Origin of the sequence: Blautia sp. AF26-2 (genome assembly GCF_003460955.1) — a bacterium.
Classification (GTDB): domain Bacteria; phylum Bacillota; class Clostridia; order Lachnospirales; family Lachnospiraceae; genus Fusicatenibacter; species Fusicatenibacter saccharivorans.
This window is the reverse complement of sequence record NZ_QTWD01000002.1, coordinates 204564-230376: the sequence shown is the minus strand read 5'-3', so window position 1 is coordinate 230376 and position 25813 is coordinate 204564. Positions and strand designations below refer to the sequence as shown.

The 25813-nt window shown below is 47.4% G+C and carries 20 protein-coding genes; 2 read left to right on the top strand and 18 right to left on the bottom strand.

Annotated features, from left to right (window positions below; genetic code table 11):
• Nucleotides 1–61: 61 nt before the first annotated feature.
• Nucleotides 62–2206, bottom strand: a complete 2145-nt coding sequence (locus tag DWY63_RS03915) for a Tex family protein (protein ID WP_117801394.1) — start codon at nt 2204–2206, stop codon at nt 62–64.
• Nucleotides 2207–2415: 209 nt separating this feature from the next.
• Here DWY63_RS03915 and DWY63_RS03910 point away from each other — a divergent pair, with 209 nt between their 5' ends.
• Complete coding sequence (locus DWY63_RS03910; protein WP_117801393.1) at nt 2416–2895, top strand: hypothetical protein; 480 nt, start codon at nt 2416–2418, stop codon at nt 2893–2895.
• A gap of 19 nt (nt 2896–2914) precedes the next feature.
• Nucleotides 2915–3733 carry a DUF975 family protein gene (locus DWY63_RS03905; RefSeq protein ID WP_055265104.1) on the top strand — a complete coding sequence of 273 codons (819 nt, stop codon included), beginning with the start codon at nt 2915–2917 and terminating at the stop codon, nt 3731–3733.
• Nucleotides 3734–3822: 89 nt separating this feature from the next.
• On the opposite strand, the gene DWY63_RS03900 is transcribed toward DWY63_RS03905, so the two are convergent.
• From DWY63_RS03900 to dnaK, 17 genes are all read right to left on the bottom strand, one after another.
• Nucleotides 3823–5040 carry a homoserine dehydrogenase gene (locus DWY63_RS03900; RefSeq protein ID WP_117801392.1) on the bottom strand — a complete coding sequence of 406 codons (1218 nt, stop codon included), beginning with the start codon at nt 5038–5040 and terminating at the stop codon, nt 3823–3825.
• Nucleotides 5041–5070: 30 nt separating this feature from the next.
• Entirely contained in the window at nt 5071–5517 is a 447-nt protein-coding gene (locus tag DWY63_RS03895) for an ACT domain-containing protein (protein WP_022461318.1), read from the bottom strand.
• 106 nt (nt 5518–5623) lie between these two features.
• Nucleotides 5624–6469 carry a TPM domain-containing protein gene (locus DWY63_RS03890; protein WP_117801391.1) on the bottom strand — a complete coding sequence of 282 codons (846 nt, stop codon included), beginning with the start codon at nt 6467–6469 and terminating at the stop codon, nt 5624–5626.
• A complete protein-coding gene (locus tag DWY63_RS03885; RefSeq protein ID WP_055218422.1) occupies nt 6466–7575 on the bottom strand; it encodes a TFIIB-type zinc ribbon-containing protein in 1110 nt (369 codons plus the stop codon). Before DWY63_RS03885 ends, DWY63_RS03890 begins: the two co-directional genes overlap by 4 nt.
• Nucleotides 7576–7631: 56 nt before the next feature.
• Nucleotides 7632–8885 carry an SPFH domain-containing protein gene (locus DWY63_RS03880; RefSeq protein ID WP_117801390.1) on the bottom strand — a complete coding sequence of 418 codons (1254 nt, stop codon included), beginning with the start codon at nt 8883–8885 and terminating at the stop codon, nt 7632–7634.
• Nucleotides 8886–8996: 111 nt separating this feature from the next.
• Nucleotides 8997–10104, bottom strand: a protein-coding gene (gene prfB, locus DWY63_RS03875) for a peptide chain release factor 2 (RefSeq protein ID WP_117509617.1) whose coding sequence is annotated in 2 segments (ribosomal slippage) — nt 8997–10052 and nt 10054–10104 — 1107 coding nt in all. Because the reading frame shifts where the segments join, the coding sequence is not laid out codon by codon here.
• Between the two features lie 141 nt (nt 10105–10245).
• Complete coding sequence (gene secA, locus DWY63_RS03870) at nt 10246–12816, bottom strand: preprotein translocase subunit SecA (protein ID WP_117801389.1); 2571 nt, start codon at nt 12814–12816, stop codon at nt 10246–10248.
• A 234-nt stretch (nt 12817–13050) separates the two neighbouring features.
• Nucleotides 13051–13578: a ribosome hibernation-promoting factor, HPF/YfiA family gene (gene hpf, locus DWY63_RS03865; protein WP_055218411.1), complete on the bottom strand. Its 528-nt coding sequence runs from the start codon at nt 13576–13578 to the stop codon at nt 13051–13053.
• Between the two features lie 240 nt (nt 13579–13818).
• A complete protein-coding gene (gene hisA / locus DWY63_RS03860; protein ID WP_117801388.1) occupies nt 13819–14595 on the bottom strand; it encodes a phosphoribosylformimino-5-aminoimidazole carboxamide ribotide isomerase in 777 nt (258 codons plus the stop codon).
• 325 nt (nt 14596–14920) lie between these two features.
• A complete protein-coding gene (locus tag DWY63_RS03855; RefSeq protein ID WP_117801387.1) occupies nt 14921–17413 on the bottom strand; it encodes a S8 family serine peptidase in 2493 nt (830 codons plus the stop codon).
• 12 nt (nt 17414–17425) lie between these two features.
• Complete coding sequence (locus tag DWY63_RS03850) at nt 17426–18115, bottom strand: zinc ribbon domain-containing protein (protein ID WP_117801386.1); 690 nt, start codon at nt 18113–18115, stop codon at nt 17426–17428.
• A gap of 28 nt (nt 18116–18143) precedes the next feature.
• Nucleotides 18144–20081, bottom strand: a complete 1938-nt coding sequence (locus DWY63_RS18110; protein ID WP_199607174.1) for a hypothetical protein — start codon at nt 20079–20081, stop codon at nt 18144–18146.
• Nucleotides 20082–20221: 140 nt separating this feature from the next.
• Nucleotides 20222–20731, bottom strand: a complete 510-nt coding sequence (locus DWY63_RS03840; RefSeq protein WP_117801385.1) for a zinc-ribbon domain-containing protein — start codon at nt 20729–20731, stop codon at nt 20222–20224.
• Between the two features lie 155 nt (nt 20732–20886).
• Complete coding sequence (locus DWY63_RS03835; RefSeq protein WP_117801384.1) at nt 20887–21360, bottom strand: zinc ribbon domain-containing protein; 474 nt, start codon at nt 21358–21360, stop codon at nt 20887–20889.
• A gap of 203 nt (nt 21361–21563) precedes the next feature.
• Entirely contained in the window at nt 21564–22163 is a 600-nt protein-coding gene (locus tag DWY63_RS03830; RefSeq protein WP_117801383.1) for a Crp/Fnr family transcriptional regulator, read from the bottom strand.
• A 330-nt stretch (nt 22164–22493) separates the two neighbouring features.
• Nucleotides 22494–23705 carry a molecular chaperone DnaJ gene (gene dnaJ / locus DWY63_RS03825; RefSeq protein WP_117801382.1) on the bottom strand — a complete coding sequence of 404 codons (1212 nt, stop codon included), beginning with the start codon at nt 23703–23705 and terminating at the stop codon, nt 22494–22496.
• A 225-nt stretch (nt 23706–23930) separates the two neighbouring features.
• A complete protein-coding gene (gene dnaK, locus DWY63_RS03820) occupies nt 23931–25808 on the bottom strand; it encodes a molecular chaperone DnaK (protein ID WP_117509603.1) in 1878 nt (625 codons plus the stop codon).
• Nucleotides 25809–25813: the final 5 nt, after the last annotated feature.

Genomic DNA, 25813 nt, shown 5'->3' with positions numbered 1-25813 from the left:
TCCCCCTTTGATACACCGCGGGCTGCCCCTGTTTTCTTTCGGGCAGCCCACGTATCACACTTTATTTATCCAGCAGCATCGACAGCCCGATCCGCTTCTTCGCCAGATCAAGGCTGATGACCTTCACTTCCACGATATCGCCGACGCTCACAGCCTCCAGCGGATGCTTGATGAAGCGTTTCGTCATCTGGGAAATGTGGACGAGTCCGTCCTGATGCACGCCGATATCGACGAATGCACCGAAGTCAATGACGTTGCGCACGGTTCCCTTTAAGATCATGCCGACCTTCAGGTCCTTCATATCGAGCACGTCGGTGCGCAGGATCGGGCGCGGCATCTCGTCACGCGGGTCACGGCCAGGCTTCTGCAGCTCTTTGATGATATCGCGCAGCGTAATCTCGCCGACACCGATCTCCTCTGCCATCTTTTTGTAATCTTTGATGAAGAACGCCGTCGGTCCCTCGCTGATCTGCTCTGTCTTCATATTTAACTTTGCAAACAGCTTCTCGACTGCCTCGTAGCTCTCCGGATGAACGCTTGTGCCGTCCAGCGGATTTTTGCCGCCGGTGATGCGCATAAAGCCCGCGCACTGCTCAAACGCCTTCGGTCCGAGTTTTGCCACTTTCAGGAGCTCTTTTCTGCTCTCGAAACGGCCGTTCTCCTCGCGGTATGATACGATGTTTTTTGCTATCACCTTGCTGACACCGGAAATGTATTCCAGCAGCGACGCGGATGCCGTGTTCAGATCGACACCGACTTTATTCACGCAGTCCTCAACGACACCGCCGAGCGCCTCGCCGAGCTTCTTCTGGTTCATATCGTGCTGATACTGGCCGACACCGATGGATTTCGGATCGATTTTGACAAGCTCTGCCAGCGGATCCTGCACACGGCGTGCGATGGAAGCGGCGCTTCGCTGTCCGACATCAAAGTTTGGAAATTCCTCGGTTGCCAGCTTGCTTGCGGAGTAAACGGACGCTCCTGCCTCGTTTGTGATCACATACGCAACCTTCTCCGGGATCTCTTTTAAGATCTCGACGATGATCTGCTCGGACTCACGGCTTGCAGTTCCGTTTCCGACAGAAATCAGGGTGACGCCGTATTTGTGGATCAGATCTTTTACAGTGGCTTTCGCTGCCGCAATCTTCTTCTCGTTCGTCGGCGCGGTCGGGTAAACCACGGTGGTATCGAGCACTTTTCCAGTCGCATCGACAACGGCCAGCTTGCATCCCGTACGGAACGCCGGGTCCCATCCAAGGACAACCTGGCCTGCGATCGGCGGCTGCATCAGAAGCTGCTCAAGGTTCTTTCCAAAGACCTTGATCGCACCGTCCTCTGCCTTTTCGGTGAGCTGATTTCTGACCTCACGCTCGATGGCCGGAGCGATCAGACGGTTGTAGGCATCCTCGATGGTCGCCTGCAGAACCGGCTTTGTCTGCGGATTCTCTTTGGTGATGATTTTTTTCTCGAGATAACGCAGGATTTCTTCCGTCGGCGCCTCAATTTTGACGTTCAGGAATTTTTCTTTCTCACCGCGGTTCAGTGCCAGCACACGGTGTCCGGCAATTTTCGATACCGGCTCGGAAAACTCATAGTAATTCTCGTAAACGGACTCTGCTTTCTCATCCTTTGCTGTCGAGACGATCAGGCCCTTCGCCTCGGTTCTGCGGCGGATCTCCATACGGTAATCGGCCTCATCGGAAATGCTCTCGGCGATGATGTCGCAGGCACCAGCAATGGCGTCTTTTGCCGTTTTGACTTCCTTTTCTTCTGAAACAAAAGCCTCTGCCTCTTTTTCGAGCGGCTCTTTTGTCATCTGCAGAAGAATGATATTCGCCAGCGGCTCCAGTCCTTTTTCTTTTGCGATCGTCGCACGCGTCCGGCGTTTCGGACGGTACGGGCGGTATAAATCCTCTACGACCACGAGAGTTGCGGCCTCTTCGATGGATTTTTTCAGTTCTGCGGTCAGCTTGCCCTGCTCCTCGATGCTCGCAAGGACAACGGCCTTGCGGTCATTTAAACTGCGCAGGTACATCAGACGATCGTACAGATTTCGCAGTATCTCATCGTTTAAGGAACCTGTTGCTTCTTTTCGATATCGTGAAATAAAAGGGATCGTGTTTCCCTCGTCAATCAGTTTCACTGCAGCTTCTACCTGCCACGGTTTGACGTTCAGCTCAGCTGCCAATACCTGATTCATATCCATAGGTAAATTCCTCCTGTTGTCTCTTCCAAAACACGCTGTTCCTTCTCTGTTTTTCCCGCATAAAAAGCGGGACCCTTGGCGGAACAGCCACTCTATTACCTTATCAATAGGTCTTGTTTTTGTCAACCTTACATGATAAAATCTTTACTATAGCTTTTTTGACAGACTGCGTGTGAAACCGCGCTTTTTTGCAGAAGAAAGGACATTTTATGACACCAGAAAATTACGATCCAAACACCAATGAGTCCGGAGATTCCTATCAGTCCTCCCATCCGTACGGCGTGCCTGAGGGCCAGCGTCCCGGACCGTATCAGCATTACCAGCAGCAGCCTCCCGTACAGCCGCCGCGCAGGACGGGTTCGCAGGCCCTTGCGGCCGCTTCGATGGTCATGGCGATCTGCTCCTTTTTGTTCATGCTTAACATGGGGTCCCTGTTTTTCGGCTCGCTCGGCGTGATCTTCGCCCTTTTAAGCCGCGGCGCAGGACGCATGAGCGGCACGGCAAAAGCCGGTCTTGCGGGCTGTACCATCGGCATAATTGTCGGTATCTGCATCATGTATGCTTTCCTGCTTTTCAACATGGTCAGCGGCGGCAGCACCAACCTGCTTGAGCGGTATTACAATCAGTACATGCAGGAATACCAGATGACACCGGATAACGGAACAACCACCGACGGAAATACCATCTAGGTACCAGAAAGGATTTTTCATGAACGGACAAAAACAGAAATTTTCAGAACTGAAAAAGCAGGCCCGTGAGGCCATGGCAGGCCGATGCGGCACGCTGGTGGGCGCAACCGCGATCAACCTGTTTCTCACCTTCTCCTGCTCCCTCATCCCGACGCTGATTTTTTCAGGCACAACGCTGTACGATATCATTTTCCTGAATCTGACGCTGTTCCTGTTTTCCCTGCTCCTCAGCCTCTTTCAGGCGGGCTACTTAAAGATCTGCCTCTCAACGCTGCGCGGGGAACCGATTTCCGTCGGTGATATGCTCTACGCTTTCTATCACCACCCGGACCAGTACGTGCTGATGTTCCTTATCATCAACGGCATCAGCTCCGTGATCGCCCTGATTTCCAGCATTCCGGGCTTCCAGTATCTTTCCTCCCCGAGTGCGGAACTGACGCTTGGAACAGCACTTTCCATCGAAGCCGAGCTTTCTTCTCTGATGAACGTTTACGTTTACAAGCTGATCGGCTCTCTCGTTTCCACGCTGGTGCTGGTTCCGTTTTCCCTTTCCACCTTTGTGATGAACGACGCTCCCGGCATCGGCCCGATCCAGGCGATCCGTCAGAGCTTTGCGATGATGAAGAAGAACTTTTTCCGCTACATTCTGCTTCTCTTAAGTTTCTTAGGGCTTGAGATTCTCGCATCCTGTTCCTGTGCCATCGGCTTTCTGTGGGTAATGCCCTATATGCAGATCACGATGGCTGCGTTCTATCAGGAACGGAAAGATGTCCTGTATCCGGCATCGGAACCGGTGGGATATGATACGGATTCCTTTGGATCCGGCACAGATCTTTAAAAATAAATTTTAAGATAACTAAAAAGACGTTTCACACCCCTTGCTTTACGGCTGTGAAACGTCTTTTTAGTTATGTCTATTTCGAGATCTTAAATTCTCGCGCGGATTCTGCTCTGGATTCCGTCGAGTTTCTCTGCTTTTTCTCTGTACTCCTGCTCTGTGATTTCGCCGGTAATAAATGCGAACTCCTCGGACAGACTTGGAACTGCTACGATTTCTGCTTTTCCGAACAGCTCCTCGATCTCACTCTGGCGCTCTGCGGCGTGGCCGGACACGCGGACGAAGAAGCGGCTCTTTACATCATCGATCTGCAGCAGGTCCAGTTTTTCCTCGCTCCAGCTCATCATGATGTTTCTGCCTTTGTTCTTTGCACAGTCTACGACATCGGCTACAACGGCACTTGCGGTCGGAAGCTTTCCTGCTCCGCTTCCGTAGAACATCGCATCACCCAGTACATTTCCGTGGATGAAGATGGCGTTGAAGACACCGTTTACGCTGTACAGCGGGTTTTTCGCGTCAATCATCACCGGGCTTACCATAGCGTAATACTGATCACCCACCTTGCGGCTTGTTGCGAGCAGTTTGATTGCGGTTCCCATCGAGGTCGCATATTTGATATCCTCTGCGGTGATCTTTGTGATTCCCTCGGTGTAAACCTCTTCGTAATTGACTTCTTTTCCATAAGCAAGAGAAGAAAGAATCGCAATTTTACGGCACGCATCGTAGCCTTCTACATCTGCTTCCGGGTTGCGCTCTGCGTAGCCGAGGCGCTGTGCCTCTTTTAATACATCCGCGAAATCGGAACCGTCGCTTGCCATTTTGCTTAAGATATAGTTCGTGGTACCATTTAAGATGCCAGTTACTTCATCGATCTCATCTGCAGTCAGGGAGGAGTTTAACGGACGGATGATCGGGATACCGCCGCCGCAGCTTGCCTCAAACAGATAGTTTGCGCCGTGCTCTTTTGCAATTGCAAGAAGCTCGGTACCGTGTCTTGCCACCAGCTCTTTGTTGGATGTGCAGACGCTCTTTCCAGCCTCCAGCGCACGTTTTGTGAAGGTGTAAGCCGGCTCAACGCCGCCCATGACCTCGACAACAATATCAACCTCCGGATCGTTTGCGATCACTTCGTAATCATGTACCAGCACTTTTTCCACTGGATCTCCCGGGAAATCTCTTAAATCCAGAACGTATTTGATATTAATTTCGTTCTCTGCTCTCTTGTTGATGCTGTCATGGTTCGTGTTGATCACTTCTACCACGCCGGAACCAACCGTGCCATATCCTAATACTGCAATCTGAATCATCTCTTTTGTCCCTCTCTTGCTTTTTCTTTTTCAGGACTCCTGTCCTAATATTTTAAAATAATGAACTCCCTGTCTGGACTCAATCTCGTTAATCATCTCCGAGGCGTCTCCCCGGTCTTCCGCGATATCCACGCTGATCGTCAGCGATGCCACGCCGTTTAACGGAATCGTCTGATGAATGGTCAGAATGTTTCCGTGAAACTCGGCGATAATCTTCAGCACATCGGAAAGCAGTCCCGGCTCATCGTCCATCTGCAGAATAAACGTAATCGTTTTTCCTTTTGCATTGTCATGAAAAGGAAGAATATCATCTTTGTATTTATAGAAAGAGCTTCTGCTGATTCCCGCTTTTTCCGTTGCCTGCTGCACGGTAAGCTCCTGCATATCCATCAACCGTTTGGCCTCGATGACCTTCAAAAGGACCTCGGGAACCGCTTTTTCTTTGATTACATAGTACTTTGTTTTCTCTTCTCTCATGGCAATCCTCTACCTTTATACTCTTTCCAGGAAATACATTTGTTTTCACAGGAAAGATCGTATCATATTCCGACACAATACGCAAGGAATTTTTTCGAATCGGTTTTCAGAAGCCAATGCTTCCGCCGCCGTGACTGTTTCCGCTCGACGAAGTGTGAACGGTGCTTCCGCCGCCACCTCCGCCGCCAGAAACGCCTCCGCCGTGGTTTCCATCATCCTTCTGGATTTTGTGCATCGATACATGACGGTCGATCAGCGCATCCCTGCGGTCTCTGATGTTTACGCGCTTCAGATCCGCATAGCTCTTTGCACCACGGTTTTTCTTTCGTCTATAGCTCTTCCAGATTCCAAAATAAACAAGAATTCCTGTCGCAGCCGCTGCGATAACAGAAATAAGAGCTTCCGTGCTGTTGATTTTGCGGTAATGAATAATGGAACCGTCTTCTGTAATCAGATAGTCCGCATCGGAAACGCCGCGGTCGAAGCATTCCTGCGTCATCGTAATCATTTTTGCAAAAGTTCCCGCATAGTCGCCGTCTTTCGCGTACCCCTGCGCCGCCTGCAGAATATCGTCAATTTCCGTGTCCGACATATAATACTGCATAATACCGGACGTCGAAATCACGATCTGGCGCTGTCCCATGTCGATGAGGAAGCAGACACCGTTTGGCTCTTTCGGATACTTTTTGTCATAAAAATCATCTGCAATCGCCTGACAGTCCTCGGAACCGCTGCTGCGCTCGGTCAGGATGACCATATGAATTTCCGTATTGTTCTCGAACTCCGCGCAGGATCTCTCGAGGTCCTGCTCCTCCGCATCAGAAAGAAGCGATGCATTGTCGTAGATATGCTGGGATTCGGCTTTTACGGTATTCACAGAAAAAATCCCGCACAGCAGAAGGGCCGCAAAAATCCCGAGCAGATATTGTCCTGCTTTTTTCATTCTTCTCATGCGAAATACCCTCCTATCAGCATCACAATCAGAACCAGAAGAGCACTCACAGCCGACGTCAGAAGGGCTCTCTTCCGCTCATAGGGAAAATCGCCGTTGATCGTTCCGGTCTGGCCGTTCATCGCATAGTAGTAAACCTTCCCGTCCTTTCCCGGATACGTCAGCGTCCAGACGGGAAACAGGACGTAACGCCAGTTCTCCTGCTTCGGGGAAAGGTTCATTTTTTCTTGCTCGAGGGAGATATATTCGTTCGCCTCATTCCGCATGGCGCCGCGTGCCATCGTCTCCAGTTCTTTTTTCAGTTCCGGTGCGATCTGCTGCTGTTCGATATCACGCTTTTCCGCCTGAAAGCCGGAAAGGTACCCCATGGAAAACGGCTGCATCTCCTCCAGACGGTATGGCTGTACGCATTCGATCAGATCGCGGTCTGCCTTGTTCAGAGCGTTACGCGACAGACCGTCCACACGGACCTCTCCCTCCCGGCGGACATCGTAGATGCTGGTCTCTGTGTACTCCACATCACCGGTCTGCCAGACTCTCACCTTCCGGCCGCGCGCTATGTAATCCGTCTCAAAGTCTCCGCCGTAAATCCAGTACGGGAAATAGACACCTGTCATCTTCTGTACCTGACTCTTTTCGAAAAAGTCCTTCGGAATAAAGTGTTTCTTCCGGGTAAATGACAAAAATTTCTCGATTGCCTGCTCCTTGCTGATTTTGAACGGCAGCACAAAATCCGGCATATATTCTCCCGAAAGCCGGCCTGAAAGCACCACCGGATTGTGGCAGTAGAAACAGTATGTCGCTGCCGTCGTCGCATCGGTCACAATCTCGGCGCCGCAGTTCGGGCAGGTGTAGACAACTGCTTCGCCCTGCTCTGTTTCCCCTTTTGTTTCCTCCGTACTGCTTTCCTTCTGTGCATCGGATGCTTCCTGTGCACCGGCAGCATCGTCCTCCCCGTTCAGCGCTTCCGCTGCTTTCGGGTTCGCCTTTTCGGCTTCTTCCTGTGTAAACGAGGACAGGCAGTACTCGCATTTATACTTTCCGCTTGCCGGATCGAAGGTCAGATCGCCTCCGCAGTTCGGGCATTTGTATGTAATAACCTCCATATTCTATCCCTCCTTCCCCGGAGCCGCTGTTGTATTGGATGGTTATCTGTTTTCTTTTACTGTCTTGGTTTTCCGCAGTTCGAGCAGAACTTGCCGGTATTCTCCGTTCCGCATGCGCAGACCCATTTTCCTGCCGCTTCCGGTTTCGGGCTGCCACAGTTCGAACAGAATTTACCGCTGTTCTCGGTTCCACACTTGCCGCAGATCCACACCATCGGCTTTGCACTTCCGCAGTTTGAGCAGAAATTGCCGGTGTTCTCCGTTCCGCAGGAGCATTTCCATACGCCTTTTGCAGCTTCCTGCTGTGCCTTGGCTGCCGCCTGCTGCTGCATCTGCTGCTGATTCGAAGCGGACGCCGATGCAAACGAGGAACCGAAGGCATTCATGCCCATCTGAACACCCATAAAGCCGTTCATGGCTCCGTTTGGGTTGGCTGCTGCTTTCTCCATACTGCGTGCCATCGCTCCCTGTACATAGCCCTCACGGATCGATGGATCAGACATCATCGCACCTTCGTTGCGCATCTGGATCAGTTTCTGGGAAGCTTCATCGTAGGAAAGGCTTGCGATTGCCACGGACTGGATCTCCATGCCGCGCATTGCCCGCCAGCTCTCATCCATCGCATCTGCCATGTAGCGGGACAGCTCGGCGCTCTTGGATGCTGCGAACGAAATGCGGATGCCGTCGGCTGCCATCTGATTGATCGAGGACTGCAGGCCCTCTAAAAATTCGTTCATATACTGCTCGTTGATATCCTCGATCTCTACGCGGGATGCGTTTCTCGGCACAGCCTCTGCGTAGAAGCGGAGCGGATCGATGATGCGGATGGAATAGGAACCGTGTGCCCGAAGGAACAGCTCGGCATTGTAGAACTGGTCGAAATAGTTGACCGGATTTCTCGTTCCGAATTTGATTCCCTTGATTTCCTGCAGATTAATATAGAAAACTCTCTGCTCATGCGGGGTCTGGCCGCCGAATTTCAGGCGCTCAAACGTATCTTTTACGGCTGCGTCAAGCGATCCGCTGAACATCGACGGAGACGATGACTGGTCTACGGTAAAGTAGCCCGGCTCTGCGGTGTAATCAATAATCTTTCCGCCGTCCACCAACATCATAAACTGATTGTCATAGACATGGATCACAGAACCGTTTGAAATCGTCTGGCTTCCCTTTTTATTCTGGCCTTTTCTTACCAGAATTCCCTCTGTAAATACCGTATGTTCCCCCATCTCATACGGTTCCACGGTCTCCAGCCACTGATCGGCGAGACTGCCGTGTACTGCATTGACTGCTGCTCTGATAATACCCATACTTTTACCTCCTGTTTGCCTTTGGCTTCAAAACAGAAAGGAGCATTTCCGTCCTCTGTTGGTGAAAATGCTCCTTATTTTACTTGTCACTGTGCTCTGCCCACAGCCGAATTATGCTTCTTCCTCTTTCGCTCCGGTTCCGAGGGCAATCCACTTCAGATATGCGTTGATAAACAGATCAATTCCGCCGTCCATGACTGCATCGACGTTTCCGGTCTCTGCGTTGGTACGGTGGTCTTTGACCATGGTGTATGGCTGCATAACGTAAGAACGGATCTGGTTGCCCCAGCCGATCTCGGTTACTTCGCCGCGGATGTCGCTCAGCTTATCTGCCTGCTCCTGGAGTTTCAGCATATACAATTTTGCTTTCAGCATCTGCATTGCCTTGTCCTTGTTCTGGAACTGGGAACGCTCATTCTGGCACGTAACCACGATGCCGGTCGGCATATGCGTGATTCGGATCGCCGATGACGTCTTGTTGATGTGCTGTCCGCCGGCACCGCTGGAACGGTACGTATCGATACGAATATCCTCATCACGAACCTCAACATCGATCTCTTTGTCGATATCCGGCATAACATCGCACGATACGAACGATGTCTGGCGTTTTCCTGCCGCGTTGAACGGAGAAATACGGACGAGACGGTGAACTCCTTTTTCGGATTTCAGATAACCGTAAGCGTTTTCGCCGTTGACCTGGAATGTCACGGACTTCACACCGGCCTCATCACCGTCCAGAAAGTCGAGTTCCTCGATCGTAAAGCCTTTGCGTTCTGCCCATCTGGTGTACATACGGTACAGCATGCCGCACCAGTCGCACGCCTCGGTTCCGCCTGCACCTGCGTTCAGTTTGATGATCGCATTGTCCTTGTCAAATTCGCCGGACAGCAGGGTTTTGATGCGGATGGCATCGAAGGATGCCTTGAACTCTTCCATCATTTCCGCGATTTCCGGAACAACGGAATCGTCATCCTCCTCCTGTCCCATCTCGATCAGAGTTTCCATATCTTCTTTGGCGGATACCAGTTTCTGATACGTATCTCTGTCCTCTTTCATGCTGCTCAGCTGTTTCATCTGCTCCTGCGCTTCTTCGGGGTTGTCCCAGAAATTGGGTTCCTCCATTTTACGCTCTAATTCTTCGATCCTCTGCTCTTTGTTAGCGAGGTCAAAGTGAATCCCTCACTTCCACTAATGGTTTATCGTATGTGCCAAGTTCCATTTTGAACTGGTCTAATTCAACTACCACAAGCTTCACCTGCTTTCTGTTTTATATTTTGTATGACACGCAGCTTCTGGTAGGGAAGCTGCGTGCTTTGTCAAACGGATCGTGCTCATCCGTCTCACTGCTGTTCTGCTTTTATCAAACCGGTTTTCTTCCGCAGCACTGTTTGTACTTCTTGCCGCTTCCGCACGGGCATGGATCGTTTGGATAGATCTTACGCTCTGCGCGCTGTACCGGTTTTCTCGGGCCGGACTCGTCTTTGTTGGTTCCGGTCACTTTGGCTACCTGCTCACGTTCTACTTTCTGCTCAACACGTACATGGAACAGGAGACGGACGGTATCCTGCTGGATGGACTCGAGCATTTCGTTAAACATGTCGTAAGCTGCCATCTTGTACTCAACCTTCGGGTCTCTCTGGCCGTATGCCTGCAGGCCGATACCCTCGCGGAGCTGATCCATATCATCGATATGATCCATCCACTTCTGGTCGATAACCTTCAGAAGAACGACACGCTCAAGCTCACGAATCTGCTCCTCCTCCGGGAATTCTGCTTCTTTCTCCTCGTAGAGTTTAACAGCTTCCTCTTTTAACTGCTGTTTCAGCTCGTTTTTGGAAATCTTCTCTACGCGCTCTTTTGTCACTGCCTTCACCGGCATGATGGAGATCAGCATCTCATTTAACTCGGTCAGATCCCACTCGGACTGCTCGGTGTTCTCGCCGATGCAGAGATCCACAGTATTGTCGATGGTGTCGGCAATCATCTTGAAGATGGTGTCTCTCATGCTCTCGCCGTCCAGAACGCGGCGTCTCTCTTTGTAGATGATCTCACGCTGCTCGTTGTTGACCTGGTCATAGTCGAGCAGGTTTTTACGGATTCCGTAGTTGTTGCCCTCGATCTTCTTCTGCGCTTTTTCGATGGCGGAAGAAAGCATCTTGTGCTCGATCTGCTCATTTTCCGGTACGCCGAGGGATTTGAAAATGCCCATCAGTTTTTCGGAACCGAAGAGTCTCATCAGATCGTCTTCCAGGGAAATGTAGAAACGGGACTCACCCGGGTCTCCCTGACGGCCGGAACGACCGCGGAGCTGATTGTCGATACGGCGGGACTCATGACGCTCGGTGCCGATGATCTTTAAGCCGCCGGCAGCTTTTGCCACATCATCCAGCTTGATATCGGTACCACGGCCGGCCATGTTGGTCGCGATGGTAACGGCTCCTGCCTCGCCGGCATGGGCTACGATTTCTGCCTCGAGCTCATGGAACTTCGCATTTAAGACCTGATGCGGAATTCCCTCGCGGCGCAGCATTTTGCTGATCAGCTCGGAAGTCTCAATGGTGATGGTACCAACCAGAACCGGCTGGTTCACGGCATGTGCCTCTTTGACTTCCTCTACGACTGCGTGGAATTTCTCTTTTTTCGTCATGTATACGGCATCGTCCATATCCACACGGATGACCGGGCGGTTGGTCGGGATCTCGATAACGTCCATGCCGTAGATGTCACGGAACTCCTGCTCCTCGGTGAGGGCAGTACCGGTCATGCCGGCTTTTTTCTCGTATTTGTTAAAGAAGTTCTGGAACGTGATGGTTGCCAGAGTCTTGCTCTCTCTTCTTACTTTAACGTGCTCTTTTGCCTCGATTGCCTGATGCAGACCATCGGAATAACGGCGGCCCGGCATGATACGGCCGGTGAACTCATCGACGATCAGAACCTCGTCGTCTTTGACTACGTAGTCCTTGTCGCGGTGCATCAGATAATTGGCACGCAGCGCCAGGATCACGTTGTGCTGGATCTCCAGGTTCTCCGGATCGGAGAGGTTCTCGATATGGAAGAAGTTCTCGACTTTCTTCACACCGTCATCGGTCAGGGTAACGAATTTGTCCTTCTCGTTGACGATGAAGTCTCCGGTCTCCTCGATCTCCTCGCCCATGATCGCGGTCATCTTGGTCATCTCGCCGCTTGCCTCGCCGCGCTGCATCTGGTGTGCCAGAATATCTGCGGTCTCGTACAGCTTGGTGGATTTGCTGCTCTGTCCGGAAATAATCAGAGGTGTTCTTGCCTCGTCGATCAGGACGGAGTCGACCTCGTCGATGATACAGTAAGCAAGCTCTCTCTGTACGAGCTGCTCCTTGTAGATCACCATGTTGTCACGCAGGTAATCGAAACCAAGTTCGTTGTTGGTGATGTAGGTGATGTCGCATGCATACTGCTGGCGGCGCTCATCGTTCTTCATATCGTTCAGAACGACACCGACGGTCAAACCGAGGAATCTGTGGACTTTGCCCATCCACTCAGCATCTCGGTTTGCCAGGTAATCGTTGACGGTAACAATGTGGACACCGCGTCCGGTCAGTGCATTCAGGTAAGCCGGAAGGGTGGAAACGAGGGTTTTTCCTTCACCGGTTTTCATCTCAGCGATACGGCCCTGATGGAGGATAATACCACCGATCAGCTGTACGCGGTGGTGTTCCATACCGAGGGAACGTTTTGCTGCCTCGCGGACGGTTGCGAATGCTTCCGGGAGAATGGAATCCAGGGATTCGCCTCCGTTGTAGCGGTCTTTATATTCCTTTGTCTTGGCACGCAGCTCTTCATCGGTCAGCGCCTGCATGGTCGGGCGGAGAGCTTCGATTTTGTCTACAATTGGATAGATTCGTTTCAGCTCACGCTCACTGTGCGTACCAAAAAGTTTTTCTGTGAATTTCATAGAATGTTTGCTCCTGCTTTCTCTATTAATTGCCATATTAACATATGGTACTATTCTACCACTTCTGGCACAAGATAACAATGAATTTTTCGTAAACATTTGGTGCCGTTCCCCGGTTTCCCGCTGTTTTTACGGCTTTTCCCGGACTTTCCGGCCCTTTCCGCGAAAAAATCACCCTGTTTCACAGCTTTTCTAAGCTGGAAACAGGGTGACTGTTCATTCTTTATTTACTTTTCAGCACTCCGGCTCGATCAGACCGTAGGTGTTGTTCTTTCTCTTGTAAACGACGTTTACTTCGTCGGTCTCTGCATTGCGGAATACAAAGAAGGTGTGTCCAAGAAGTTCCATCTGTACGCAGGCATCTTCCGGATACATTGGTTTCATGCCGAATTTTTTCGTACGGATGATCTGGATGTCTTCGTCCTCCAGATAGTCATGCTCCAGATATTCTTTCTGGAAGTTTCCTGCTTCCTGCTGTTTGTCGGCAATTTTGTTTTTGTATTTGCGAAGCTGGCGTTCGATGACTTCCTCTACCAGATCGATGGATACGTACATATCGTTGCTTACCTGCTCGGAACGGATGATATTTCCTTTTACCGGAATGGTAACCTCAATTTTCTGTCTTTCTTTCTCTACGCTTAAGGTTACAATGACATTTGTGTCAGGCGTAAAATATTTCTCCAGTTTGCCAAGTTTTTCATTGACCGCGGCTTTTAATCCCTCTGTCACGTCAATATTTTTTCCGCTGATGGTAATTTTCATTATGCCCAACCCCTTTGCTCTCAAATTTTACAGGTTTTTCACTTCCCCTGTAAGTAACTCTAATTATAGCAATAGTTGTCTTTATTTGCAATAGTATTTAGAAAATTCATGAATATTTTAGAGTTTTTTCCTGCAATTTTTGTGATTCTTTCTTTCCGTCCATTTTTTCTCGCATCTATATGAGGAAATCAAACACACTTTATCCTGTCATGTTATTTTCTTTGCTTGTTATCTTTTTCCTTACCTTCTGCACATTTCCAGTACGTCTTCAAATTTCATGTTTCCGCCAAACAGATCCAGTGCGCTTCCGATCGTCACATCCACATGATCGTTCCCAACCTTTTTCAGCAGTTCCAGATCCGCAAAGTTTCCGACGCCGCCGGCATATGTAACAGGGAAATCTTTCATTTTCGCAAGTAATTCCACCAGTTCTGTCTCGATACCGGATGCTTTTCCTTCGACATCTACCGCGTGGATCAGAAATTCATCACAGTATTCCGTCAGATGATGCAGGAGCGGTTCCGTTACTTCTTCCTCTGTAAACTTTTGCCAGCGGTCCGTTACAATATAATATTTCCCGTTTCGTTTCCGGCAGCTTAAGTCCATGGTCAGCCGCTGTTTTCCAACAGTCGTTACCAGTTTTTCGAGATTTTCATAGAATACATGGCCATCCCGGAACACATACGATGTCACGATCACATGGCTTGCACCGGCCGTCAGAAATTCGCAGGCATTTTCCGCGTCGATACCGCCGCCAACCTGCAGTCCGCCCGGATACGTAGAAAGTGCCAGCAGCGCCTGCCGCTTTGTTTCCGGATAATATTCGGAATCTTTTTTGTTCAGAAGAATCACATGACCTCCGGTGATCCCTTTTTCTTTATATAACTGCGCATAGTAAGACGCATCCTGCTCCGAAACAAAATTTTCATTTGCCTGGTTTCCCTGATCTTTTAAGGATCCCCCAACAATCTGTTTTACTTTTCCATTGTGGATATCAATACATGGTCGAAATTTCATAAATAAAGTCCCCTGTCCCTTTCCTGTTCATCGAATGGATATCTGTAGTTAGCGATGATTCGGTTAAAAAATTTTTATCTCCCTCAAATTTCTCATATTATATCAAATTTCGGACTTCCTGTGTGCAAATTCACTCTTTTTTCACTAAAAAGCTCCCCTTGGATCTTTTGTTCGTGTGCATGACAGCAAAAAAATGCCGCAATCCGGATTTTTTCCCGAACTGCGGCATCCCATTATACTTTATCTTATGTTTTGTCCTATCCCGTGCTTATGCCTAGACTCATGTTTCAGTCTATCCTTTGGTTTATGCCTGGAATCATGTTTTCTACTCCTGTACCACAGAATAAGAATAGTCAGAAAGATTGACACGGATCACCGTTTCTTCTCCGGACGGTGTACCGTCCATTTTCACATCAACATAATCACCTTCGTAATGTACTTTATATGCCCAATAGTATCCCGGATAGAAACTTTCTACTTCATACAATTCATTTCCGTCTTTATCAATTGCGCCAAAATCCGGTCCATAGAAAGAGCAGTAATAAAGTGTTCCGTCCGGTCCGAAATCCGTTCCTGTCATGGAACCATGTGATGATGCACTGTGCCAGATTTCTTTTCCGTCCCGGAGGCGTACGGCATAAATAACTCCACAATGCGCATAATAATACCTGTCTTCATAAATTCCAATTTCTGTATTGGCTGTTATCTCCGCTGCCGGAGATTTTTCTGTCTCAATGGTCCATACTACATTTTCATCCTGATCCAATCCGGTAATCACAGCATACTCCTGATCCCGATTTTCTTCTGAAGCAAACAGGTCATGCGTTTTTTCTCCGTTATTATAAAAGGTTTCCAGTATTACATGTGTTGCATCTTTTTTTGCCACCTTTTCCAGAGCAGCTTTCAGATTCAGCATCGGATACTCTTCCCGCTTGTCCTCCTGACAGGTTGATCTTGCGGTTCCGGCTGTGGAGATCAGTGTCTCTTTTACCTCCTCCGCCGAAAGTTCCGGAGCCACAGACCACAGAACAGCCGCAGAACCGGAAACCAGTGGGGCCGCCATGGATGTTCCAGGCAGATTTCCATATTTAATCCCGTTTTTCACTGTTCTAAGATTTTCATGGCCTGGATTTTCTTCGGTATAGGAATCATCTTTTTCTGTAATCGTGCTGTAAACATCATATCCAGGTGCAACAATATCTATATTGGAACCATAATTTGAAAATTCTGTCATTTGATATCCCTTTTCTGTTTCCTGCACTGCACCTACAATCAGGATATGATTTCGAATTTTCTCATAGGAGTATCCGCTTCTGCTTAATCTATGCGTTTCTCCATCCAGTCTGTTATAAACCTCCTTATTAATTCCGCAATAATCTCCTGTCTTTTGAGCATCAAATCCCACACCACCGTTATCATACCCATTGCCTGCACTCTGGACAATTAAAAATCTTTCCTGTTGATTTAAAAGCAATTCAAAAAGCATCACTATCATCTGACTGGAAGTGCATTTTGCGCTCGTTTCTAATTCCTTTTGATAACTTTCGTACAACTCATATTTCTGATCAATCTTCCCTTTTTCTATGAGAAACTCCGCTATTTTTTCTTCCCATACCGGTCTTTCCCCGATTAGCGTATCTTTTAAATACTGCTCTCTGGATTGTATCACAGTTGCCCATGAATTATTCACCACGCAGGCCGTATGTTCACTTAGCATCGTTTCAATCATCTGTTTTGTTACATTTACATATTCTCCTGTACTGAAGAGATCTTCTTTCCACCAGCTCACAAAATACAAATCCGTCCGATCTGCCACACCACGGATTCCGGCCTGATTATTTTCCGCACCGATCAATCCCGTCACATGTGTGCCATGGTCAAATGCCAGATTTTCTTTGTAATCTTCCAGCCAGTGAATTTTACTTTCGCCGTTTTTCTGAAATTCTTCGTGTTCCGCATCAACTCCATCATCCATAATGCCGACCGCCACATTGGCAAGATCCTGCTCGTGGGAATCAACATAGTCCCATGCAGAAAATGCTCCAATTGCCTCTGCCCACCAGTCATTTCCATCTGGTTTGCTTTCATTATGGTCATTATTCTTTTTATCCTGTTCTCCTGCCTCCCATGGATTCTCATCTGCAGTATTTTCCATCATCATCGGAATTTCCGTCGAACTGTAGAGCACATTTTCTTCTTCCATCAGAATTTCAGCCTTCTGTTCCAGATCCGCATACGCGGTGTCCTCCACCAGGATTTCAATCACGTTCATGCTCCCGCTCATATTTCCAACCAGCGTTCCATCTACCTTTGCTGCAAGTGCTTCCCGCTCTTCCTGGCTGCTGTTTTCTATCAGATAAACAATCAGCAGATTTTCGTAGTACAACAGGCCGGTATCTTCATCATAAGAAACGGTACTTACCGACGGCTGATAAACCGTATCCCCATTGGCACATTTTTTCATTGTGCCTGGCTCTTTCACATCCTGACTATCCTGCGACTGTTCTCCATTCTGATTCTTGTTCTGTTTTTGGCTTTGGTCACCTTCATCTGCCTGCACTTTTTCCTGTTTTTGTTTCCATTCTTCCAGTTGTCTTTCTTTCCATCCCTGTATTTGCTTCTTCTGTGATCCAACTGCAATGGCAAGCAGGATACCTAAAAACAGCACAATCACAATGACAAGTACCAGAAATCTTCGAATTTTCTTTTTTCTCTTCTTCTTTTTTTCTTCCGCCACATGGCAGCCACAGTACTGGCAATAGGCATCTTCTTTCTGAATCCTGCGTCTGCACCTGGGACATTTGATTTCCTTTTTCATTTTCTGCTCCTCTTATTGCAGTTTTGATCCGCAGCGCGTACAAAACTTTTCTCCTTCTTTCGGAATTCTTCCGCAGGAGGGACACGCTGACCGCATCTTCGAAGCTGCCGGGTTCTTTGATACGGTTTCTTCCGGCTTGATTTTTTTCGATTCCGTTTTTTTTGATTTGATTTTTTCCGGCTCAATTTTTCTTGAAACACTTTTCTTTGAAGCACTTTTCTCTTTAGAAACCATTCCCCACAGTGCAAATATAAGAATCAGAACATGAAGTGCTATCCACACCCACACAAATTCCATGCGAAGCGGCATTCCTGTCATCTGGCCGTTATAATCAACCTTGTTTTTCCATCCCCAGCTGAGTCGTTGCATTGACCACGCAAGACCTCCGTTTGTCACGATGGATAATACAATTGCCAGAACATATGTCTTTTTTCCATTTAACAGCGTAACCAGAACTGATCCCACAAGCGTTACTGCCGCTGTTCCAATCAGCCATGCGTTGATATTTTCAAAGACACTTTCCTGCATCAGTTTCCAGATCATCCCTCCGACAAAAGAGTCTCCTTCCTGGCTTTCCATTCCATAGAGAATCACATCGTAAAGCCGGATGGCATCATCTTTCCAGCCGATCATTCTGCAGAAATATAGTGGTATCGTACATAAAAACAGAATTACAATGACGTATTTTGCTTTTGTTTTCATCTGAAAATTCTCCTGTTCTGCTCTATTTTTATACTTCTTCGGATGGTTCCAGCACCATTTTGCTATCTGCTGTATCCATTTCCGAAAATAACTTTTTGCCTTTCAGATCGTAATAATCTGTCTTATCTACCTCGACATATTCCGACTCACCATCCACAGTCTCTTTTTCTTCCTCGCTGTATGTTACCTGCAGGATTCCATCACTGACCAGTTCTCCTTTTTTTCCATCCTCAACGGTATATAACAGATTCCCGCTTAAATCATACAATTCTTTCTGATCGATCAGTAATGTCTTATCTTCCATGGAAAAAGATTCTCCGGCAATCGGATCGGCAATTTCTTTCATGGTATCCGCATTGATCAGGCAGACATAAAACTGATTATCTTCCCCATACATGGAAAGTGCAAGAACATTATCCTCGATGCAGCTTGTTGTAGTGGAATAATATTTAAAATACGGCGCATACTTTCCTGTATATTTTTTGATATCGCCTGTCTCCAGATCACACAAAAAATAAATGTCCTGGTCGTCCTGTCTTACCGTAAAAAGTGCATATTTTTTTGTCCAGTCGAGCAGAGTCGGATATCCGCCAAACGGGCCAAGATACTGACTCGGGATTTCAATTTCTTTTTCTTCTCCATTCCCGATCACTGTAATATGAAACGGATTTTCATCCCCTGCCCAATATCCATCGTCCATTGCGCCCGTTTCTATGATAAGTCCGTCCCGCATTCCATGTTCTTCTGCTTTGTCAAACGAAACGTTTAACTCTGTTTCTTTTCCCAGTTCCGGCTCAACCAGAACACAGACTTCTTTCGTACCGTCCATTTTTTTATACAGAAATTTTCCATCACCCATGTAGGATCTTTTAAAGCTCAGATTTTCCAGGTCCTGATTGCTGACTGTATAATCACACACTTCACCCCCTTCCGGACTATACAGTGTATATTTCCAAAACCCGGCATCATCCCAGGATACATTTTCTTCCTCCTCCAGCCAGGTATAACCACCGCCGTAATCTGCCACTTTGTCTGCATCATACTGGCTTTTTATCATTCCATCCGTGTCAATCACATAAAAAATATTGTCATAGACGAACCAGTTATAACCATTATTAAAATTCACATCGTACCGATAAATATCTGCATCAATTGCATCTTCATCAAAAGGTATATAAAACTTTAACTTTCCCTTTTTATCCAGAAAGCCTTTGTAAGATTCCCCCTTTCCGTGAATTCTTACAAAGGCAAGTCCATCCTGAAATTCTCTTGCATCAGAAAATTTCATATTTTCCAATGTATGAGACGTCTCCGCATTTGAACTTATATCGTCTTCATCATCCGACCATGTATCATCATCATCATCATCATCTTCTTCTTCTTCGTCTTCGTCGTCATAGTTTTCTTCCGATCCATCGTCCCAACCCTCAAAGTCGAGATACCATTTTCCGTCAATTTCAACAACCGCTATCTCCATTTCTTCCGGTTCTATGCCAGATGCACTCACTTCCACAAACACATTTCTTGCATCGGTGACCGTATCTCCTTCTTCTCCATAATGACTTTTTATTTTTTCCATGTTGCCTTCGGACTGTTTTTCTGATCTGACTGGCCAATGGGTAATTTGTATATCCCCAACTTCATCTTGCAGTTTCTGAAATTCCTCTTCCACTGCATTTTCTATGATCCACTGTAACGTTTCCCCATATTGGCCAAAATACCGCTCCGGCAACAGGCTCAGAAGCGTATCGGTATCTCCTGTAAATAATGCTTCGACTGCACGATCTGCCACCTGCATATATTCCTCATCGGACTCCTGGCTTTCCGCTGTTTTTCCAGCTTTTTCCCCTGATTCCGTCATCTGGAGTATTCCATATTCCGGAACAAACTTCCATGGATATAAAATTGCTATAGCCGCCATAATTCCAAAAGTAATGATCAAAATTCGGCTTCCTGCTTTTTTCATATATTCTCTACTCCTTTTTCTCTCATCGTATCTTTACTTCTGAATAGAGTCCTAATATAATTTTCCAGATTTTTTGCACTCTCTTACTCTGTAAGGACACTGCTACTCTGCTTTCCACAATAGGTAATAGGGATCTCTTCTCACCAGTCCAGCCCATTGTCTGTAATGGTTATGGTATGTCCCAGTTTTTCTTTCGTGAGAATTTCATAACTGTCCCCATATAATTCTACAAATGGGTGTTCCATGTTTTCCCCGGACTTCACACAGAAAACTACTGCTCCGACTGCCACTATTGCAGTCAGGCCAAGTGCTGTCGCAATTTTCCATCCTTTTTTTCTGCGTTTTACCGGCAGCACGGCGTCCGATTTATTGTATTCTGCTCTTTTACGTTCAGCTGTGTTTTTTTCTTCTTCTTTTTCTTCTGCTATCTTTTTATTTTCTGCTGTTTCCCTCGTTTTCGGTCTGACAGGTTCTATCGTTTTTTTCACACTCGGTTTGACCGGCTCTGTTTTTTTCCTCTGCTCCTCTTTCCCATCATCCGGCACTATATCTGGCACTACAATATTTCCATCCTCCAGTTTTGCTCCACAGCTTCCGCAAAATCTTGTCGCATCTGACCACTCTTTTCCACATACCGGGCATTTTTTCATACTTGTTTTCCTCTCCTGTCCCTTTTTATCCACAAATCTTTTTTCTTTGCAATAAATGATCCAAAATCCACCTCCCTATTTTGGATCATTTATCTTTTTGCTGTCTGATTTGATCTTCTCTTCTGTGCTTTGCTTTTTCAAACACGCTCTCGATTTTACTCGTCAACTTTATGTCCACAAACCGTACAGAATTTCATATCCGGTTCCAGCGGTGCTCCGCATTCACTGCAAAAAGCCGGCCGTTCCTGTTCTTCTTCCACCGTTTCCTGTTCTTCACTCTGCAGTTTCATTCCACAGTTGCTGCAGAACATCATTTCCGGTTTGATTTTTGCACCGCAGCGCGGGCAGCTGTTCATTGCATTGATTGCCTGGATCTGCAGTTTGCATGCTTCCATAGCCTCTTCCAGCTCCCGGATCTGGCCAATTTCCTCTTTGACTTCTTCCAGCGGATTTTCCCGATATGCACAGTAAACTTTATATCCTATTTCACTGTAGATTTCATTGATTTTCGTCTCCGATTCAGAAACCGCCATATTCAGTTTCGTAATCTCCGACAAATCCTTTGCTTTTTGCATAGTTGAATATCCTGCTTTTGAAATTTTTCCTTTTACTCCATCTAAAAATGCCATTTTTCTTCCCCTTCCATTTCTTTTTTGTACTTTATGATCTGCTTTTTTTAGATCTGCCGTCTTCTCTCTTATAAGGGGCTTTCCCCTCCTGATTCACGCAATTCCCCGCCTCACTGCTTATTGCTTTCCTCAATGAAAACAGGGATTTCCTTGATTTGATTAAATTTTTCCGCTCAGCGCGCATCACTTTTCGATTCGTTTTTCTATTTTTCTTCCTTATAGCTTTTCAGGACACGGCTCAGACTCTCCGGCGATAAATGCAGATAGGAAGCGATATCTTTCTTACTCACAACGTCTACCAGATCCCGATAGGTATCAACAAAATATTGATATCGTTCCTTTGCCCTGTGGTTTGCAACAATATCCTCATGTTCAATTAGCTTTTTATATGCAAGGCTGAGTGCACGGTTATATAAACGCATCATTTCCGGCGATTGCTCAATCAACTTCAACAATTCTGGTATCGGGACGCACAGCATGGTACACGAACTGATTGATTCTATCGTCAAAAGTGATTTCACATTTACGGATAAATTGGAAATTCCTACAACAATGTCTCCTTTTAAATAACCAAAGCAGGAAACATGCTCTTTTCCATCTCCCTTGCTTTCACAATACCCTTTTACAATGCCCGATACCAGAAAAGGAACGCATGGCAGCGCTTCCCCTTCTCGAATGATAACTTCCTTATCTTTCACCTTCCAGACATACGCCATTTGTTCCAGACTGCTCAGCACATTTTTATTTTTGATACCTAAATAAGTTTTGAAGAACTCCTGTTTTTCTATATTTTCATTTTCCAACCGCTCTATTTCCTTTCTGCCTTTTTATTTTACATTACATAACATCAATCTTTTTTATTCCTATGCAATTTTGTTAATTATATCATGAACAGTTTTTCACATCTCATCATTCTCTTGATTTAGATCAATATTTGCAATTTTCTGAATATTCTGTATTTTTAAATTTTGTCAAAAAAGAAGAACCTGTTTCTCCTGCAGGTTCTTCTTTTCATTTATCTCATATTTTCTATTTCTTTCATATTAGAGCGTGTTGGAAAAGACTTTTCATATTCTACATGCTCAAGTCTGTGAGAAATTTTGTCCGAATGAGAACAAAAACAGATAGATTTTTTATTTATCAATATCCTCAAACGCTTCCTTCACCTTATCCATAAACCCTTTTTTCTTCTTCGGCTGTTCTGCGGTATTCTCACCATCGGCTGCTTTTGCTTCTGACACCTGACGGTTTCCGCAAGCTTCATCAAAGGCACGAAGGGCTTCTTTTGCTTTTTCGTTCAGCCTGGTCGGTGTCTGAACAACAAGTGTTACATAGTGATCGCCGCGTACATTGCTGTTCCGGAGAGATGGAACGCCTTTTCCTTTCAGACGGATCTTGGTATCGGTCTGAGTTCCCGGTTTTACGGTATAGAGAACGTCTCCGTCAACGGTGCTGATCTTCACATCACCGCCGAGCGCTGCCTGCGCAAATGTAATCGGTGCGGTAGAGAAGATGTTCATATCCTGTCTCTGGAAGATCGGATGACGGGTTACCTGAACCTCGACAAGCAAATCTCCTCTCGGTCCGCCGTTTACACCCGGCTCACCTTTTTCACGGATCCGGATGCTCTGTCCATCGTCGATTCCAGCCGGAATGTTGACCTGAATGCGTTTTCTGCTGGATGTATAGCCCGTGCCGTGGCATGCGGTACATTTATCGCGAATGATCTTTCCGGTTCCGTTACAATCCGGACAGGTCGTCACGTTTCTCACAGAACCGAACATGGTCTGCTGTGTGTACGTAATCTGACCAGTTCCGTTACATTTGGAGCATGTCTCCGGTGAAGTTCCTGGTTTTGCGCCGGTTCCGTGGCACGTTGTACAGGTATCCTTCAGGTTGATCTCGAGCTCTTTCTGGCATCCGAAAACAGCTTCCTCAAACGTAATGTGGACAACAGCGCGGAGGTTTGCTCCCTTCATCGGTCCATTGTTTGCTCTTCTTCTGCTTCCGCCGCCACCGAACAGGTCGCCGAAAATATCACCGAAGATATCACCCATATCTCCGCCGCCAAAGTCGAAACCGCCGAATCCGCCGGCTCCTGCGCCGCCACCGCCGTTTTCAAATGCAGCGTGGCCAAACTGATCGTACTGACGCCGTTTGTCCGGATCACTCAGCACGCCATAGGCTTCTGTCGCCTCTTTAAATTTTGCCTCGGCCTCTTTGTCGCCCGGGTTCATATCCGGATGGTATTTCTTGGCCAGTTTACGGTATGCTTTTTTTAATGTTGCATCGTCCGCTCCGCGGTCTACGCCGAGGACCTCGTAATAATCTCTTTTTTCTGCCATTTATGTTCACCTTTTCATTTCTGTTCCACAAATTTCATCTTTGCAGAAATGTTTTTCCGCACGCTCCAGTATAGCACTTTTCCGAAAGCAATACCAGCATAAATACAGGGGGCGGAATGTATTTTCCGTCCCCTGCAAACATTCGCCTCACAGGGCTTTTTGCGTTTATTTACTTATTGTTTCAACTCACAGTCGGTATTTTCACGGAGTGTGACATGCCGAAAATTAAACCTCTTTGTAGTCAGCGTCTACGACATCGTCGTCATGGCCGCCTGCTGCTCCTGCATTTCCCATATCCGGGCCTGCACCTGCTGTTCCGGCACCAGCGCCTGCTGCTCCGCCCTGCTGCTCATACAGTTTTGCAAACAGTTTCTGAGCGCTTGTCATCAGTTTTTCCTGAGCTGCTTTCAGATCAGCTACCTGTGCATCGGTCATTTCTTCCGGATTGCATTTTGCAATGAGATCTTTCAGTGCGTTCAGGTCAGCTTCTACTGCTGTTTTGTCGTTTGCATCAAGCTTGTCGCCGACTTCCTCGATTGCTTTCTCGGTCTGGAATACCATGGAGTCTGCATCGTTTCTTGCGTCGATTGCTTCTTTTCGTTTCTTATCCTGAGCCTCGAACTCAGCAGCTTCTTTGACTGCTTTGTCGATCTCGCTGTCGGACATGTTAGAGCCTGCGGTGATGGTGATGTGCTGCTCTTTTCCTGTTCCAAGGTCTTTTGCAGATACATTTACGATACCGTTGGCATCGATATCAAAGGTAACCTCGATCTGCGGAACGCCTCTTCTTGCTGGCGGAATTCCATCCAGACGGAACTGGCCGAGGGATTTGTTGTCTTTCGCGAACTGACGCTCACCCTGTACTACGTTGATATCTACTGCTGTCTGGTTATCTGCTGCTGTTGAGAAGATCTGGCTCTTCTTGGTCGGGATTGTGGTGTTACGCTCGATCAGACGAGTTGCAATACCTCCCATGGTCTCGATGGACAGAGACAGCGGAGTTACATCCAGAAGAAGGATATCGCCTGCGCCGGCGTCTCCTGCAAGTTTACCACCCTGTACGGAAGCACCAAGTGCTACGCACTCATCCGGGTTCAGGCTCTTGCTCGGCTCGTGTCCGGTCAGCTGTCTTACTTTATCCTGTACAGCCGGGATACGGGTAGATCCGCCTACCAGAAGGACTTTGGAAAGCTCGGATGCCTGAAGGCCTGCATCAGAAAGTGCTCTCTGTACCGGCTCTGCGGTTTTCTCTACCAGGTCGTGGGTCAGCTCATCGAATTTAGCCTTTGTCAGGTTCATATCGAGATGTTTCGGGCCATCTGCGGTTGCAGTGATGAACGGCAGGTTGATGTTGGTTGTAGTTGCGCTGGAAAGCTCTTTCTTTGCTTTCTCTGCTGCTTCTCTGATTCTCTGCAGAGCCATTTTATCATTGGAAAGATCTACGCCTTCCTGTTTCTTGAACTCAGCAAGGATATAATCTGTTACTTTCTGGTCGAAGTCATCGCCGCCCAGACGGTTGTTTCCTGCTGTGGAAAGAACTTCGATAACGCCGTCACCGATCTCGATGATGGAAACATCGAAAGTACCGCCGCCAAGGTCGTATACCATGATCTTCTGCTCATTTTCGTTGTCCAGTCCGTATGCCAGAGCTGCTGCGGTAGGCTCGTTGATGATACGTTTTACATCAAGACCTGCGATTTTACCGGCATCTTTGGTTGCCTGACGCTGTGCGTCATTGAAGTAAGCCGGAACTGTGATAACTGCTTCTGTTACTTTCTCACCAAGGTAGTTCTCTGCATCACCTTTCAGTTTCTGAAGAATCATAGCGGAGATCTCCTGCGGAGAGTATTTCTTTCCTTCGATGTCTACTTTATAGTCAGTACCCATCTCACGTTTGATAGAACGGATGGTTCTGTCTGCGTTTGTTACAGCCTGACGTTTTGCCGGCTCGCCGACCAGACGGTCACCTGTTTTTGTGAATGCTACGATAGATGGAGTTGTTCTTTCACCCTCTGCGTTTGCGATAACGGTTGGTTTTCCACCTTCCATAACGGCTACACAGCTGTTTGTTGTTCCTAAGTCAATACCAATAATTTTGCCCATTGTTG

Bases quoted from the DNA above. Each gene is read 5' to 3' on its own strand.
- DWY63_RS03915 (WP_117801394.1), bottom strand. From the start codon at position 2,206: ATGGATATGAATCAGGTATTGGCAGCTGAGCTGAACGTCAAACCGTGG.
- DWY63_RS03910 (WP_117801393.1), top strand. From the start codon at position 2,416: ATGACACCAGAAAATTACGATCCAAACACCAATGAGTCCGGAGATTCC.
- DWY63_RS03905 (WP_055265104.1), top strand. From the start codon at position 2,915: ATGAACGGACAAAAACAGAAATTTTCAGAACTGAAAAAGCAGGCCCGT.
- DWY63_RS03900 (WP_117801392.1), bottom strand. From the start codon at position 5,040: ATGATTCAGATTGCAGTATTAGGATATGGCACGGTTGGTTCCGGCGTG.
- DWY63_RS03895 (WP_022461318.1), bottom strand. From the start codon at position 5,517: ATGAGAGAAGAGAAAACAAAGTACTATGTAATCAAAGAAAAAGCGGTT.
- DWY63_RS03890 (WP_117801391.1), bottom strand. From the start codon at position 6,469: ATGAGAAGAATGAAAAAAGCAGGACAATATCTGCTCGGGATTTTTGCG.
- DWY63_RS03885 (WP_055218422.1), bottom strand. From the start codon at position 7,575: ATGGAGGTTATTACATACAAATGCCCGAACTGCGGAGGCGATCTGACC.
- DWY63_RS03880 (WP_117801390.1), bottom strand. From the start codon at position 8,885: ATGGGTATTATCAGAGCAGCAGTCAATGCAGTACACGGCAGTCTCGCC.
- secA (WP_117801389.1), bottom strand. From the start codon at position 12,816: ATGAAATTCACAGAAAAACTTTTTGGTACGCACAGTGAGCGTGAGCTG.
- hpf (WP_055218411.1), bottom strand. From the start codon at position 13,578: ATGAAAATTACCATCAGCGGAAAAAATATTGACGTGACAGAGGGATTA.
- hisA (WP_117801388.1), bottom strand. From the start codon at position 14,595: ATGAAATTTCGACCATGTATTGATATCCACAATGGAAAAGTAAAACAG.
- DWY63_RS03855 (WP_117801387.1), bottom strand. From the start codon at position 17,413: ATGAAAAAGGAAATCAAATGTCCCAGGTGCAGACGCAGGATTCAGAAA.
- DWY63_RS03850 (WP_117801386.1), bottom strand. From the start codon at position 18,115: ATGAAAACAAAAGCAAAATACGTCATTGTAATTCTGTTTTTATGTACG.
- DWY63_RS18110 (WP_199607174.1), bottom strand. From the start codon at position 20,081: ATGAAAAAAGCAGGAAGCCGAATTTTGATCATTACTTTTGGAATTATG.
- DWY63_RS03840 (WP_117801385.1), bottom strand. From the start codon at position 20,731: ATGAAAAAATGCCCGGTATGTGGAAAAGAGTGGTCAGATGCGACAAGA.
- DWY63_RS03835 (WP_117801384.1), bottom strand. From the start codon at position 21,360: ATGGCATTTTTAGATGGAGTAAAAGGAAAAATTTCAAAAGCAGGATAT.
- dnaJ (WP_117801382.1), bottom strand. From the start codon at position 23,705: ATGGCAGAAAAAAGAGATTATTACGAGGTCCTCGGCGTAGACCGCGGA.
- dnaK (WP_117509603.1), bottom strand. From the start codon at position 25,808: ATGGGCAAAATTATTGGTATTGACTTAGGAACAACAAACAGCTGTGTA.